The 14,999-nt window shown below is 69.6% G+C and carries 15 protein-coding genes; 1 reads left to right on the top strand and 14 read right to left on the bottom strand.

Annotated features, from left to right (window positions below; all coding sequences use genetic code 11):
• Positions 1-37: 37 nt before the first annotated feature.
• From CG740_RS10925 to CG740_RS10870, 12 genes are all read right to left on the bottom strand, one after another.
• Positions 38-604, bottom strand: a complete 567-nt coding sequence (locus CG740_RS10925; RefSeq protein WP_234376207.1) for a pilus assembly protein TadG-related protein — start codon at positions 602-604, stop codon at positions 38-40.
• 50 nt (positions 605-654) lie between these two features.
• Entirely contained in the window at positions 655-948 is a 294-nt protein-coding gene (locus tag CG740_RS10920; protein WP_234376187.1) for a hypothetical protein, read from the bottom strand.
• A gap of 71 nt (positions 949-1,019) precedes the next feature.
• Complete coding sequence (locus CG740_RS10915; protein ID WP_100574847.1) at positions 1,020-1,799, bottom strand: response regulator; 780 nt, start codon at positions 1,797-1,799, stop codon at positions 1,020-1,022.
• Positions 1,796-3,091 carry a sensor histidine kinase gene (locus tag CG740_RS10910; protein ID WP_442802818.1) on the bottom strand — a complete coding sequence of 432 codons (1,296 nt, stop codon included), beginning with the start codon at positions 3,089-3,091 and terminating at the stop codon, positions 1,796-1,798. Before CG740_RS10910 ends, CG740_RS10915 begins: the two co-directional genes overlap by 4 nt.
• On the bottom strand, positions 3,088-3,981 hold the full coding sequence (locus CG740_RS10905) for a DUF5936 domain-containing protein (RefSeq protein ID WP_100574846.1): 894 nt from the start codon (positions 3,979-3,981) through the stop codon (positions 3,088-3,090). The genes CG740_RS10910 and CG740_RS10905 overlap by 4 nt, the downstream gene beginning before the upstream one ends.
• A 55-nt stretch (positions 3,982-4,036) precedes the next feature.
• Entirely contained in the window at positions 4,037-4,972 is a 936-nt protein-coding gene (locus tag CG740_RS10900) for a type II secretion system F family protein (RefSeq protein WP_100574845.1), read from the bottom strand.
• 98 nt (positions 4,973-5,070) lie between these two features.
• Positions 5,071-6,408 carry a CpaF family protein gene (locus tag CG740_RS10895; protein WP_100574844.1) on the bottom strand — a complete coding sequence of 446 codons (1,338 nt, stop codon included), beginning with the start codon at positions 6,406-6,408 and terminating at the stop codon, positions 5,071-5,073.
• 37 nt (positions 6,409-6,445) lie between these two features.
• Positions 6,446-6,847, bottom strand: a complete 402-nt coding sequence (locus tag CG740_RS10890; RefSeq protein WP_100575077.1) for a hypothetical protein — start codon at positions 6,845-6,847, stop codon at positions 6,446-6,448.
• 9 nt (positions 6,848-6,856) lie between these two features.
• Positions 6,857-7,192, bottom strand: coding sequence for a TadE/TadG family type IV pilus assembly protein (locus tag CG740_RS10885; protein ID WP_234376186.1), 336 nt, complete (start codon positions 7,190-7,192; stop codon positions 6,857-6,859).
• A 101-nt stretch (positions 7,193-7,293) separates the two neighbouring features.
• Positions 7,294-8,532, bottom strand: a complete 1,239-nt coding sequence (locus CG740_RS10880; protein ID WP_100575076.1) for an AAA family ATPase — start codon at positions 8,530-8,532, stop codon at positions 7,294-7,296.
• Between the two features lie 7 nt (positions 8,533-8,539).
• On the bottom strand, positions 8,540-9,247 hold the full coding sequence (gene cpaB / locus CG740_RS10875; RefSeq protein WP_100574842.1) for a Flp pilus assembly protein CpaB: 708 nt from the start codon (positions 9,245-9,247) through the stop codon (positions 8,540-8,542).
• Positions 9,248-9,317: 70 nt separating this feature from the next.
• The gene (locus CG740_RS10870) at positions 9,318-10,253 is read right to left on the bottom strand and encodes a hypothetical protein (RefSeq protein WP_234376185.1); all 936 of its coding nucleotides are present in this window, start codon (positions 10,251-10,253) and stop codon (positions 9,318-9,320) included.
• A 446-nt stretch (positions 10,254-10,699) separates the two neighbouring features.
• Here CG740_RS10870 and CG740_RS10865 point away from each other — a divergent pair, with 446 nt between their 5' ends.
• The gene (locus CG740_RS10865; RefSeq protein WP_100574841.1) at positions 10,700-12,397 is read left to right on the top strand and encodes a chitinase; all 1,698 of its coding nucleotides are present in this window, start codon (positions 10,700-10,702) and stop codon (positions 12,395-12,397) included.
• A 100-nt stretch (positions 12,398-12,497) separates the two neighbouring features.
• Here the strand turns inward: CG740_RS10865 and CG740_RS10860 are convergent, their stop codons facing one another.
• Positions 12,498-13,385, bottom strand: coding sequence for a S1 family peptidase (locus CG740_RS10860; protein ID WP_100574840.1), 888 nt, complete (start codon positions 13,383-13,385; stop codon positions 12,498-12,500).
• Between the two features lie 264 nt (positions 13,386-13,649).
• Positions 13,650-14,999 (bottom strand): GntP family permease (locus CG740_RS10855; RefSeq protein WP_100574839.1); only part of this gene is annotated, 1,350 nt, incomplete at its 5' end.

The following is a 14,999-nucleotide window of genomic DNA, read 5'->3' as shown; positions in this document are numbered from 1 at the left end:
CGCTCATCGGTGTCTTTCCTCTGCTCGTCACTTGAAGTCAGTCGACCAGTTTCACTGCGAACAACTCATCCGGAGCGGGCAAGGGGTCGGTGGGCATGTCCTTGCCGTCGCACGTGATCGTGACCGGAGGCGGCGTGGACGTGGGTGTCGGTGTCGGCGTCGGACTTGTGCTGCCGCCGGTGCCGGGCGGCAGGCCACACCTCAACTCGATCATCGCAGTGGCAGTGGCAGTGCCGTGCTCCCGCTCGGTGCCCGGGATCACCGATTCGCCCACCGTGTAGTTGGTCTGCACGCTTGCCGTGAACTTGAACTGGCCCACGCCACCAGCGTGAGGCACCAGAGTCTGCAGTTCGGCGTCGTTCTTCGCTGCGAACGTCACGGCCTCGGCTCGTGCATCCGCAAGGACCGGACCGTCCTTGAAGATGTTGTCGAGACCTCCTGGCGTCGTGAGCGCCGTCAGCACCTTCGGGCCCAGTTCCTCGCGAGCTCGCTGCGCTGCGGCCAGAGCTGCCGAATCGGCCGCTCCCTGAGCCCCGTTGCGCGTCGCCGACGCCTGTCCGACCGCGAAGAAGGCGAACGCAAGAAAGAGCAGGCCTGCCACCATCACGATGTAGATGGGGAAGGCCTGCCCTCGATCTTGACGAAGGTCCGCGATCAGCCGCCGGCCTTGATCTTGTCGATCTGCTCTTTGATCTTGTTGGTGATGGACGTGCCGATCCCCGTCGCCATGATCCCCCCAATGATCGCCACCACCACCAGAATGATCCCCAGATACTCGAACGAAGTCTGCCCCCGATCCCGCTCCCCGGAGGCGTACCGGGCGCGGGCCCGGGTGGTGGCGGTGTCCCGCCAGTCGCGCACCCGCAGCTGCGCGGCGACGGCGGTCCTCAGCAGCGTGTCCTGCGGCATCTCGCGGCTCTCCTCCGGTTGCGGCATCGCGTACGTCATCGGGAACGTAGGCCGGGGGCAGGGGACCCTCCGAGGGCCCGGGGGCCCAAATTCGGGCCCAAAGGGGGGAGTTAAGCATGGCGCACCCCCAGCCAGTGCGCGATCGCCTCGCCGCGGGTCGTGCTGTTCAGCTTCGCAAAGATGCGGTTGATGTGGTTCTTGACCGTCTTCTCGCTGATGAAGCACGTGGCCGCGATCTGCTGGTTGCTCATGCCCGCCGCGATCAACTCCATCACCTCGGCTTCCCGCGAACTCAGCCTGAAGTCTGCCCTGTTGCGCATGGACACCGCTCGCCGTGCAGTTGAAGACTGTGCCACAAACGGTTGCAGTTGCGAAAGAGGTTCTGCGGAATTGGCCACGGCCCGGTCCGGCTGCTCGCGCACATGGGCCAGGAGCGCGTCCGCCGCCGTGGCGGTGAAGACGGCCCTCCCTTGCCCCATACCCCGCACTGCGGCGCCGAGTTCGTCTGCCGTGAACTCGCCGTGGACCAGGTACCCACCGGCCCCGAGCCGCAACGCCTCCCGCACGATCTCGCTCTCGCGGCTGTACGTCAGCATCATCACAGGTGCAAGGCCCACCAGGTGCGGCAGCGCCGATATGCCGTCGACGCCCGGCATGCGTACGTCCAGCAGGATCACGTCCGGGCGGTGGCGCAGCGCCGCCTCGTACGCCTCGTGGCCATCCGCCGCCTCCGCCACCACCTCGATGTCCTCGCGGCCGTGCAGCAGCGCGACCAAGCCCGCCCGCACCACCGGGTTGTCGTCCGCGACAACGATTCGCAGCGGGTCCCTCCCGACACCGCCCTTCCGATGCGTCAAGGCCCTGTTCGGCACCACGCCTTCTTCGGTCATGACGGCCTCAACTCCGTTTTATTGAGGGGTAGTTCCACGCGCACCTCGGTCCCCGCGGGAGCACTGCCCCGCCCCACCCTGATCCGTGCGCCGATCGCCGCCGCGCGCTCCACCATGCCCACCAGGCCGAAGTGGCCCGTGCGCTTCAGATCGTCCAGGGTGGTGCCGGGCGGCAGGCCCCGGCCCTCGTCCTGGACGCTCAGGCGGAACAGGGCTCCTTCGACTCCCGCCGACACCCGGACAGCGGCCGGCCCCGCGTGCCGGTGGGCGTTGTCCAGGGCCTCGCTCGCGATCGTCAGGAGCTGACGGGCCACTCCCGCCGGGAGCGGCGGCAGCGGTTCCGTGCCGAGCACTCGCCACTCCACCGGCACGGCGGTGCGGCTGGTGAAGTCCCTTACGAGAAGGGACAGTTCATGGGCCATGTCCAAATCGCCCGGCGCTCGTCGCAGGTCACCCAGGAGTTCGCGGGACTCCGCTGCCGCGCGGCGCGCGGCCCGTGCCACCAGTTCGGCGCGGTGGCGCAGCGCCGGCGGGTCCATCCGGTCGGCGGAGGCCGCCAGGCCGTCGGCGGCGAGGGCCAGGCCGTGCAGGGTCTTGGCCACCGAGTCGTGCAGGTCCCGGGCGAGCCGGGCCCGCTCCTCCTCGACCGCGTCGTGCACGGCGAGCCGGGCCCGGGTCTCCGTGAGGGCCTGACTCGCGGCGCCGAAGCGGAAGAGGAGATTGCGGATGGTGACGCCCACGGCGCCCGCCATGACGCAGAAGCCCGGCAGCAACAGGGCTGAGGCATCCGCCAGTTGGTGGCGCGGTCCCGTCGCGTACACCAGGGCCAGGATCGCCACCTGGAGCCCCGCGAAGAGACCCGCCCCGCGCCAGCCGTAGACCAGGCCGGCGAGGAGCGGGGTGCACGTGGTGACGTAGCCGAGGGAGGACTCCGGGGTCGCCGTGATCAGCAGCAGCGCGCCGAACACCGCGTCGACCGCGAGCAGCCAGGGATGCTTGAGCAGCAGCGGCCCGAAGCGTTCCCAGTCGCGGAACAGGACGTACGAGCCCATGAACGTGACCAGGACCGCCGCCCCCACCAGCATCCCGGGCGCCCCCTTCGCGGCCCCCGCCAGGGCGAAGGGAGCACCTATGGCGATCATCGCCAGGCGGAAGCCGAACACCTGGCGGCACATCGCCTGGAGTGCGTTGATCTGGAGGGCGAGGGTCGGGGGCCGCACCGGTTCGGTCGTCGCTCTGCGCAGTGTCGGCATGGTCAACCCCCTTGCGTCCAGCGCCAGTTGCAGGGTCACTTCGGGCCTCCCAGAAAACCCCCGAAGTCCAGGTTCGCCCCGTACACGAAACCCACGCTGAGCAGGATCAGGGTGCCCGGCAGCAGGAAGGTCGTCACGGCGAAGGTGGCCTTGGGGACCGCGCGGGCGGCCTTGCGGCGGGCGTTCTGCGCGTCCGTGCGGCGCATGTCGGCGGCGATCGCTATCAGCGTCTCGACGATGGGCGCGCCCAGTTCCTCGCCCTGCTGAAGCGCGGTCACGAACATCGCGACCTGCTCGGAGTCGTTGCGCTTGCGCAGTTCCTCGAAGGCCTGGCGGCGGCTGACGCCCATGTCCATCTGGCGCAGCGTGATGCGCAGTTCGTCCGCCCAAGGGCCCTCGTACTTGTCGGCGACGCGGTCGAGGGCCTGCCGGAAGCCGAGGCCCGCACTGACCACGACGGCGAGGACGTCCAGGAAGTCGGGCAGGGTGCGCTCGATGTGGTCCCGGCGCACCCGCACCGCCGACCAGATGCCGACCTCCACCCAGAACAGGGCGAAGGCAGCCATCACCAGCGCGATGATCCAGTGCCCTTCGAGCAGCATGATCAGCGCCGCCGCCGCGCCGAGCATCCCGTACACCGCGCGGCGGGCCGCGTACCGGTCGACGGTGAGGCCGCCGGGATTGCCCGCGAGGTCGATCTGGCGGCGCTTCCTGGCGACCCGCTCCGGGCCCATCATCCGCAGCACGGCGGGCGCCCAGCGCATGCCGAGCCGGTCGACGGCCGAGCCGACGGCGGTGGTGCGCGTCGCACCGACCTCCAGGGCCACCGACAGGTCGCTCGGGAGCTTCACCTCGGCCCGGTACATACGGATGCCGAGGAACATTCCGTACACGCTCAGGCCCATCAGGGCCGCGAAGAGCAGTCCCACGTGTCGCTCACTCCCCTCTCGTGTCGAGTGGTCATGCGTCGGGTCGGACGGCCGGTCATACGTCGATGCGGGACAGGCGCCGGACCACGAAGAATCCGAGCGCGTACAGGGCGATCGAGATCAGCACGGCCGCCTGGCCGAGGAAGGCGCCGGTCATCCGGTCGAGCGCGCCCGGCATCACGGCGTTCAGCATCAGGAGCGCGGCCATGCCGAAGCCGGGCACGGCGTACGCGGTGACGGTCACCTGCGCCAGCGTGGTGCGCACCTCGCGCCGGGTCTCCTTGCGCTCCTCCAGGGTGGTGGTCAGATTGCGCAGCGAGCTGACCACCGTGCCACCCGCGCGGTTGGCCAGCACCAACGTCGTTACCAGGACGACCAGTTCACGGGAGGGCAGCCGCTCCGCGATCTCGCCCAGGGCGTCCTCAAGGGACTCGCCGACGGCAAGCCGGTCGGTGACCCGGCCCAGTTCCTCACCCGCCGGGGCCTCCATTTCCTCAGCGGCCATGGCGATCGCGGTACGCAGGGCGAGGCCCGCCTGGGTGGCGTTGGCGAGGATGCGGGACAGCTCGGGCAGCTGGTTGATGAAGCGCTCGATGCGCTTCTGGCGCTGCCAGTTGAGGAAGGAGTTGGCGCCCCACAGCGCGGCGAGGCCGGCGAGCGGGCCGAAGAAGGACGCGAGGACGGACGCGGCGATCAGCCACAGTGCGGCCACCCCGGCCAGCATGTAGACGAAGAACTCGCCCGGCGTCAGGTCCAGGCCGGTCGCGGCCAGTTTCAGCTCGATGCGCCGGCCCAGCTTCGTCCCGCGCAGCCGCCGGTCCACCCCCCGGAACGGACGACTGCGACCGGGCGCATGCTGGGCGCCGGGGTTGCTGAGCCGGTCGATGAGGGCTTCGCGCTGGGCACGACCCGCCCCGTAGGAGCGCAGCCCCAGGACCGCCAGCACCCCGGCGAGCAGCGTGACGCCGAGCGTGAGGAAGGAGAGGTTCATCTGCGCGTTCCCTGTCGGTTGGTATGTGCGGGCGGTCGGCTGGTGTGTGCCGGAGGCCAGTTGGCTTGTCGGGCGGGTCAGTTGGCTGGTCGGGCGCGTCAGTTGGCGTGGCGGACGGCCAGCTGTTCGGCGTGCGAGGCGACTCCGTAGGCCTGGGGTACGGGCTGGTTGGCGAGGTAGAGGCGGTCGGCGACGCGCCGGGGCAGCGGGAAGTACTGGAAGCGCCCGTGGATGCGGCCGTCGGCGGCCATCGGCTGGGCGTCGAAGCGGCACACGGTGGTGATCCGGTACGGCTCGCGGCCGTGCGATTCGAGCAGGGCGATCTCGGTGATCTTGCGAGCGCCGTCGGCGTGCCGGGTGAGCTGGACGATCACGTCCACGGCCGAGTTGATCTGGTCGTGCAGCGCCTCGAAGGGGACCTCCACCTCGGACATCGAGGCCAGCGTCTGGAGGCGCATCAGCGCGTCCTCGGCGCTGTTGGCGTGCACCGTGGCGAGCGAACCGTCGTGTCCTGTGGACATGGCCTGGAGCATGTCGAGCGATTCGCCGCCACGGACCTCGCCGACCACGATCCGGTCGGGACGCATGCGCAGCGAGTTGCGTACCAGGTCGCGGATGGAGATGTGGCCCTTGCCCTCCACGTTGGGGGGCCGCGACTCCAGACGGATGACGTGGGCCTGCTGGAGCTGGAGTTCGGCGGAGTCCTCGATGGTGATGATGCGTTCGTGCGGCGGGATCAGACCGGAGAGCGCGTTGAGGAGCGTGGTCTTGCCGGTGCCGGTGGCGCCCGACACGATGACGTTGAAGCGGGCCTGTACGAGCCCCGCGAGGAGCAGCAGCATGTGCTCGTCGAGCGAGCCGAAGGTGATCATCTCCTGGAGCGTGAACGACCTCGGGAAACGGCGGATGGTGAGCGTCGCGCCGGTCAGCGACAGCGGCGGGATGATCACGTTGACGCGCTCGCCGGACGGCAGCCGGGCGTCCACCATCGGGTTCGACTCGTCCACCCGGCGGTTCACGGTCGACACGATCCGCTCGATCGTCTGCATCAGCTGCTCGTGCGAGGCGAACCGGAGCGGGAGCTGCTCCACCCGCCCGCCGCGCTCCACGAAGATCTGGTCGGGGCCGTTGACCATGATCTCGGTGATCGAGGCGTCTTCGAGGAGCGGTTCCAGGATGCCGAGGCCGAGCGCCTCGTCGACCACCCGGCGGATCAGCTGGGCCCGCTCGCCGGTGGAGAGCACTGGGCCCTCGCGGCTGATGATGTGCCCGAGCACCCGCTCAAGGCGGGCCCGGCGCTCGGCGGCGGCGAGGGACGACATCTCCGCGAGGTCGATCTCCTCCAGGAGCTTGGCGCGGTAGGAGGCGACCAGATGACCGTCCTCGCGACCGGGTCCTGTCTCCTCGGGAGCGGCGATCCGTGCCCGCAGACTCATGTCATCTCTCCAGTCTTCTCGGGGCGGCTCGTCCGCATCAGTTCTGCTGCCGGAGCTTCGGCATGGTGGACGTACGGGTGGTGGTGCCGAAGAAGCCGTCGCCCAGACCGGGGATGACGCTGGGGATCGCGATGGTGACGGTGTACGAGACGCCGTCTCCCCCAGTTCCGGCGGGTGCGATCCGCGGCTTGAGCCACCCGCTGACCGCGGCCGTCCCCGCGGCCACCGGGTCCAGCACCGGCTCGCCCGCCCGCGGCGCGTCGAGACTCGCCGCCCGTGCCGCCGCGCGCGCCCCTGTACCCGCCTGGTTCGCGGCGTACGCGGCGACCCCGAGCTGGATCGCGGCGAGGCCGACGAGCAGCAGGATGGCGACGAACCCGATGTATTCCAGGGCGACTTGACCACGGTCGTCCCGCTCGCGCCCTCGACACGTACGCATGCGCACGGCTCAGCGCTCCTTCACATGGGCGGCGGTGCCCTCGATGGGGAAGCCGTTGAGGACACCCGGGATCAGAATGGGGATCTTCAGGGTGACCTTCGCCCCGTACATGCCGGCCCCGTCCGCTCCGCAAGCGGGAGGGCCGGCCTGAAGGGACGAGGGCACCTCGTGCAGGGCTGCCGTCTCGCAGGCGGCGGCTCCATCGCCCTGCGCCGCCGCCCCCGCCCGCGCCCCCTCGTCGGCCGCGTTGCCCACGAGGACGAAGGCGTACCCGACCAGAGCGCACTGCCACAGCGCGACAAGGAGGAGCAGGATCAGCGGGACCACGCCGATGAACTCGATCACCGTCTGTCCCCGGTCCTGCCCGCACGCACGGATCCGGCTCCCCCGGCTGCCCGCACGGATCCTCCTCACCCGCACCCCGCGTACCGGGCGCACCCCCCGCATCAGGACCCCCTGCGCCGGAGCACCAGGCCGGAGCCCCGGGCTGCGCGCGCCTTGGCTCTGCCTTCCGGGGCCTTGAGCAGGCCGATCTCGCCGGCCAGGGCCCAGATGGCCTGCTTGACCGTGCTCTTGTTGTCCAGGTCGTGCAGCCGCCCCGCGTCCACGGCGGACTGAAGTTCCTTGAAATGGGCCGGTACTGCGGTCTGGGAGACCCTGGTGCCGGTGATCTTCTGAACCAGCGGGGGCTGGATCTCGGTGTTCCGGGTGTGCCGGTTCACCACGGTGGTGGTCTCCTCCGCCTTGCGGATCTGGAGCCGGTCCCACATCCGTACGGTCCGCTTGGCGCCGCGTACGGACACGACGTCCGGGGTGGTGACGAGGAGGGCGACATCGGCCATCTCGACCGCGACCGCGTTGGCGGCGGTCGTCTGGGTGCCGCAGTCCACGACGACGGCCTCGTAGCGGGTGCGCAGGGCGCCGATGATCTGGCGGGCGGACCGGTCCGTCACCTCCTCGCCGCGTTCCCCCTCGGCGGGGGCGAGCAGCAGGGCAAGCCCGCTCTCGTGGTTGAAGACGGCGTCGGCCAGGACGCGGGGCGAGATGTCGGTGATCGCGGCGAGGTCGGCGATGGAGCGCCGGAACTGCACGTCCAGGTAGGAGGCGACGTCGCCGGCCTGGAGGTCCAGGTCGAGCAGCACGGTGGTGCGGCCCGATGCCCGTGCGGCGAGGGCGAGTTGGACGGCGATCAGGGTGGTGCCGACACCACCCTTGGCCCCGGTGACGGTGGTGACGGTGCCGCCGGGCCCGGTGAAGACGTCGAGGCCCGCACCCAGGTGCCGGCGTACACCCGCGGACCACTGCGCCGCCGCCTGCACGCGCACCGCGAGTTCCTCGTACGACAGCGGCAGCGCGACCAGCCCGCGCGCGCCGGAGTCCATGGCGGCGGAGAAGACAGCGGGCCCGGCATCCGAGGAGATCAGGACGACGCCGACCGCCGGGAACCGCAGGGCGACCTCCCTGATCAGTTCGAGGGCCGGGACCGGGCCGATGCGCTCGTGGACCAGCACGACCTCGGGGAGCTCGTCCAGGGACTCGCCCGCGAGCCTGGCCAGGGTGTCGAGCAACTGTGTGGAGTCGCCGACCGGCACCGCGGGTTCGGCGTCGGGGAGCTGGCTGAGCAGGGTGGTGACGGATCGGGCGGCGTCCGCGTCGGAGACGGCCGGAAGGATTCGGGTGGTCATCCGCACCTCACTGGTCCTTTTCGAGCCGGTACGTACGGTCACCGGGCGGAATCGTGCTGTCGCCGTTGCCGCGGCCGACCAGCGCGAGACGGACATGGGTGGCGAACGACTCGGCGTAGGCGACCCGTTGGGCGTCCAGGGTGCTGAGGGCGAAGGTGATCGGGACGGCCTGGGTGGTCTGGTTCTTGTCCGACGCGCTCGGGGTCAGGGCCTGGACGGCGCCCACCTGGATCACTCGGGCGTTGGCGACGATGAGCTTGGACTCGGGGGTGTCGCCCTGTTTGGTCGCCGCGAACGTGGCGAAGATGTTGACGCTGTCGTTCCCGTTGATCTTCCCCGCGACTCCCGTCGACGCGTCGATCATGATGGCGATCTCCTGCTCACCCGGCTTGAGTTGGGGACGGTCGGTGAACATGCCGTCCTGGAGCAGGGAGCCCTTGGTGAGATGGGTCGCCGCCATCTTGCCGATGACATCGGAGAGATCGGTGACCGCACCCTCGGAGAGCCAGCGTTTGGGCATGCTCGTCTTCGCGAACTGGTCCGCCTTCAGGGGCGCGTAGGCGTCGATGTCGTCCTTCAGCTTGTACGCCGTCACCTCGGGGCCCACCTTGGAGTCCACGTCGCTGATCACCGCGAACACCCCGGCGAACGCGCCGAGGGCACACAGGAGCGAGAGGAGGAGAAGGATGATGCCGCGGCGCTGGCGGGAGTTCATTGACCGTACGACCTCGTTCGCTGACGTGGGGTAGAGCGGGCAAATGCCTTGCTGGGAGCAGGCGTTGTGGTCACGGGCCCGGCGCGATGGCGCGGCGTCGTTCGGCCCGGGTGAGGGGCCGGGAGCGGTAGGCGGAGGCCGGCACCGGGTCGAGGGCGGCGACCCCGTGCGGCGGGTCGGGCTCGCCCTCGGGCGGCTGACGCGAGGAGCAGAATCCACAGCGGTCGCCGATGAGTTCCATGGGACACCAGCGGCACTGTTCGCGCCGCACCGAGGCCACGAGCTGGTAGAGCACCGCGATGTCGGGCAGATAGGCGGCGAACTCGGTCAGCTTGCCGGTGCCCCACCAGGCGGCCGAGTCGGCGGGCAGGGCGGTCTCCTGGACGGTCTTGATCTGCCAGGCGGGGGCGAGTGTGCCGGTGATCCATTCAGCGTGGGCGGACCCCCTGGCCAGGAGCAGCTCGCAGGCGAAGTCGGGTCCCTCCAGGGTGGCCGCCGGGCCTAGCTTGACGAGCTGGGGTGTCGGGTTGGCGAGGACGGCGAACTGGCTGCCGGGCATCCATGACTTGGCGTGGGCGGTGAGCCCGACCGGGATGCGTTCCAGCCGGGTCACGGAGTTGAGCACGGCTCCGGTGTGGATGTAGTGCGACAGCAGCCGGGCCGCCGACGCGATCACACCGGGGCTGAAGTCACACACCGACAACTGCCTCAACTGCCTTACCAGGATGGCGAGTCCTAGCGGAGGCAGTTCGGATTTGATCAGCGTGATCCGGTCGGTTTCCAGGAGCGACCGAACCGTGTGCAGCCGCTGTTCATGGGCCGCCGGAATGGACGCCGGACAGAAGGCGATGACATATCCGTGCTGTTCCAGGAGGCGGTGCATGTCGACGAGTGCGGAGTCGAGCGGCTGGGCGTCCGGCGACTGGAGCAGGGCCGCGAGCGGCGTCTGCGGGTCGGTCGGCGGCAGCACCAGGTCGGGGCTGGTGACGGCTATCGCGGTCGGCACGTCCCGGGCCCCCGTTCACTGATCGCGGTCGCCACCCTGGGCCCCCGTTCCATGCGGTGCGCGAGCGTGTGCGAGCCCCACGACCGCAACTGATCCCTGCGATTCCCACCTGCATCAGCACTTTATCCACGACCTACCGGCCGGAGAACCGTCTTCTCCTTTCCTGTGTGCTTCCGGGGCTGGTTTTGGTGCGCGTGGGACGGGAGTTGCGTACGAAGTCGGCCATGTCCCCGGCCGGAATTGATCCTCGCCCATCGGAGCGGAGCCGCGCCCGATTCGTGGCCGTCCCACTCCCCAGGTCCCTGCGCGAGGTCTTGACAAGCGAATTGGTCTGGACCAAGTTGTGCGACCAGGACGACGCCCTCCCCACCTGCCGTCCCGCTTCCCCGTTCCTTCACTTCCCCCTTCACTCCCCACCCTCCCCACTCCCCTCCCGGAGGCAGCAAGTGAACCGCGCGAGACATGCAAGGCTCGCCCTGGCCGTGGTTGCGGCCGGTGCCCTGTCCATAGCCGGGCTCGCCGGCACCGCCCAGGCGGCCGACGTCAACAACGCCAAGAACGCCGGGTTCGAGTCGGGCCTCGGCAACTGGAGCTGCTCGGCCGGGAGCGGTGCCACCGTCTCCTCGCCCGTGCACGGCGGCACCGCCGCACTCAAGGCCACGCCCTCGGGCTCGGACACCGCCCAGTGTTCGCAGACCGTCGCCGTGAAGCCCAACTCGACCTACACGCTGAGCGCCTGGGTCCAGGGCAGTTACGTCTACCTCGGCGCGAGCGGTACCGGCACCACCGACGTCTCGACCTGGACCCCCGGCACGGGCAGCGGCTACAGCCAGCTGAGCACCAGCTTCAAGACCGGCTCGTCCACCACCTCCGTGCAGATCTACACGCACGGCTGGTACGGCCAACCCGCCTACTACGCCGATGACTTCTCGGTGTTCGGGCCGGACGGCGGCGGGGGCGGCGACCCGGCCCCGACGGTCCCGGCGGCGCCCGCCGGCCTCGCGGTCGGCTCGGTCAGCTCGTCCTCGGTGAACCTGTCTTGGGGCGCGGTGTCGAACGCGACCGGGTACAACGTCTACCAGGGCGGCACCAAGGTGCAGTCGGTGACGGGCAGTTCGGCGACCGTGACCGGGCTGAGCGCGTCGACCTCGTACCAGTTCCAGGTGAGCGCGACCAACGCGGCGGGCGAGTCCCCGAAGTCGGCGGCGGTGACCGGCACCACCTCGGCCTCCGGCGGCAACCCGGGCGGCGGCGGGAACGTGCCCAAGCACGCGGTGACCGGCTACTGGCAGAACTTCAACAACGGCGCGACGGTCCAGAAGATCAGCGATGTGCCGGCGGACTACGACATCATCGCCGTGGCCTTCGCGGACGCCACCAGCACGCCGGGCGCGGTGAGCTTCACGCTCGACTCGGCCGGTCTCGGCGGCTACACCGTCGACCAGTTCAAGGCGGACATCGCGGCCAAGCACGCGGCCGGCAAGTTCGTGATCATCTCGATCGGCGGCCAGAACGGCACGATCTCGGTCAGCGACTCCAACTCGGCGAACAACTTCGCCAACTCGGTGTACTCGCTGATGCAGACGTACGGCTTCGACGGCGTCGACATCGACCTGGAGAACGGCCTCAACTCCACCTATATGACACAGGCGTTGAAGGCGATCGCCGCGAAGGGCGGCAGCAAGACCGTCATCACGATGGCCCCGCAGACCATCGACATGCAGTCCCCGTCGAACGAGTACTTCAAGACGGCGCTCAACATCAAGGACATCCTGACCGTCGTCAACATGCAGTACTACAACAGCGGTTCGATGAACGGCTGCGACGGCAACGTCTACTCGCAGGGCACGGTCGACTTCCTGACCGCGCTCGCCTGCATCCAGCTCCAGGGCGGTCTCGACCCCTCACAGGTCGGGCTCGGCCTGCCGGCCTCCACGTCCGGCGCGGGCAGCGGCTATGTCTCGCCGTCCGTGGTGAACGCGGCGCTCGACTGCCTGACCAAGGGCACGAGCTGCGGCAACTTCAAGCCGTCCAAGACCTACCCGACCCTGCGCGGCGCGATGACCTGGTCCACCAACTGGGACGCCAAGTCGGGCAACGCCTGGTCCGGCGCGGTCGGCCCGCACGTCCACGCCCTTCCGTAACCGCACGGCCCGCTCACGGCAGCAGCGCCGCCCGCTCTCCCGGGCGGCGCTGCCTTCGTGCTGTCCCGCTGCTGTCCTGTGGATCACGCCCTACGGGTGGTCACGGCTTGGGCAGGGCGCAGCCGGCGCGGCTCAGGTCAATCTTGTTGCCGGTGCCGACGCAGGCGACGATGAGGTACGTCTCCTCGGCGTAGTTCGTGCCCTGGTGGACGGTGACGTTGCCGTTCTGGTCCACCTCGCACGGGTTGTTCTCGGTGCAGCGCTCGCCGTCCTCGTTGCCGGTGTTGTTGACGGCGACGACCTTGCCGGTCGTCGTGTCGATCACCGGGGAGCCCGAGGTGCCGCCGATGGTGTTGCACGACGGGGTGTAGCGGACCGAGTCCTTCCAGGTCCAGTCGCCCTCCTTCAGCCGGTAGACGAAGCCGTCCACGTTGCAGCTGTAGGTCCGCTTCCAGTACCCGGAGACGACCTTGATGGCCGAACCCTGGGTCGGATGGGCGTCGTTGAGGGTGAGCGCGCTGATTCCGTAGCTGCTCTGGATCTGCGCGTAGGTGGTGTTGAGCTGGTAGATCGTGATGTCCGTGTCGGTCATCGTGGCGTACGCGACCTTGCTGGCACGCAGGGTCGCGACCTTGGAGCCGGACGCGTTGAGCAGCGAGAAGGTGCGGGACGAGGGCTGGTTGGTGATGACCTCGCCGGCGGCCGGGAATCCGGTTTCGAGGCAGTGGCCGTTGGAGAGCACGAGCGCGGGGTCGCTCGGCTGCGAGCTGGGCATGCGGATGACGGAGCCCGAACAGTTGCTCAGCGCCACCGTTCCGGCGAAGTTGACCGCCTTGACGGGGGCCGGGGCGGCCTTGCCCGCGGAGGTCTGCGCGGCGACGCGGGCCTGGCCGTCTGCGGGCTGCGCGGCCATGGCCGGCACCGCGCCCGCGGTGGCGAGCAGCAGGGCACTGACGGCGCCGAGTGCGCCGACGAAGGACTTCTTCATGTGGGGGTTCCCTTTGTGGGGGTGCTCGGATGATGAAGGAGTGCTGTTTTGTCATGCGCATTGTTGAGTGTCCAGCTCCCAACCGGCAAGTGGACAAAAGGAGTTGCTGAGCGGACAGACACGTTCGAGGGCGCCCTCACGAAGAGGGCGCCCTCGGCTGTCCTTGCGGGTCGCGCACGTCCGCGCTCGTCCATACGCGTCGGTGCGCGTCCGTGCGCGTCCGTGCGCGTCCGTGCGCGTCCGTGCGCGTCCGTGCGCGTCCGGCTAGATCACCAGGCTGAGCAGGGCCGCCACCGCGAAGCCCGCGACCGACAGGACCGATTCCAGGACCGTCCAGGACTTCAGGGTGTCGCGCTCGGTGATGCCGAAGTACTTGGCCACCATCCAGAAGCCGCCGTCGTTGACGTGCGAGGCGAAGATCGAGCCTGCCGAGATCGCCATGATGATCAGGGCCAGATGGGCCTGGGAGTAGCCGGAGCCCTCCACCAGGGGGACCACGATGCCGGCCGTGGTGACGATCGCGACCGTCGCCGAGCCCTGCGCCACGCGCAGGACGACCGAGATCAGCCAGGCCAGCAGTATCACCGGGAGGCCGACGCTGTGGAAGGTGCTGGCGAGCGCGTCCGCGATGCCCGACGCCTTCAGGACCGCGCCGAAGATGCCGCCCGCGCCGACCACGAGCAGGATGTTGCCGACCGGCTTGAGCGACGAAGTGGACACCGTCTCAAGGGACTTGCGGGACCAGCCGCGCCGGATGCCCAGCAGGTAGTAGGCGAGGACCAGGGCGATGGTCAGGGCCACGAACGGGTTGCCGAAGAACTCCAGGACCGAGCGGAGCGTGGAGGGGTCCAGGGCGATCGAGGAGAACGTGGCGGCCAGGATCAGGATCAGCGGGGTGCCGATGATGGCGAGTACGGCACCGAGCGACACCGGCTCCTCGCGCGGCGTGACGCCGGAGGCCTGCTGTTCGGCCGCGACGGCGGCCCTGGCCTCCTCGGCGGCCTCGACCATGTCCTGCGGGACCTCGACGAAGATCCGCTTGCCGATCCAGGCGGCGTAACCCCAGGCGGCGAGGACGGACGGGATGCCGACGAGGGCGCCCATCAGGATGACCCAGCCGAGCGAGACGTGGAACAGGCCGGCGGCCGCGACCGGGCCGGGGTGCGGCGGCAGGAAGGCGTGGGTCATGGACAGGCCCGCGAGCAGCGGCATGCAGTAGAGCAGGATCGACTTGCCGGACCGCTTGGCGGCCGCGTACACGATCGGCGCGAGGACGAAGATGCCGACGTCGAAGAAGACCGGGATGCCGAAGATCAGGCCGGTGAGGCCCATCGCGAGAGGGGCGCGCTTCTCGCCGAAGAGGGTGAGCAGCCGGGTGCTCAACACCTCGGCGCCGCCACTGACTTCGAGGATCGCGCCGAGCATCGTGCCGAGGCCGATGATGATCGCGACGTGTCCGAGGATGCCACCCATGCCGGATTCGATGACCGAGACGGCGGCGGACTTCTGCACGGTTCCGAAGAGCTCGGTGACCGAGAGCCCCGCGCCGAGGCCGACGGCTATGGAGACCGCGAGGAGCGCCACGAAGGGCTGGAGCCTGACCTTGATGATCAG

It is taken from the genome of Streptomyces sp. CB01201 (genome assembly GCF_002803085.1).
GTDB classification, from domain to species: Bacteria; Actinomycetota; Actinomycetes; order Streptomycetales; family Streptomycetaceae; genus Streptomyces; species Streptomyces hundungensis.
This window is presented reverse-complemented; position numbering and strand designations above follow the sequence as displayed.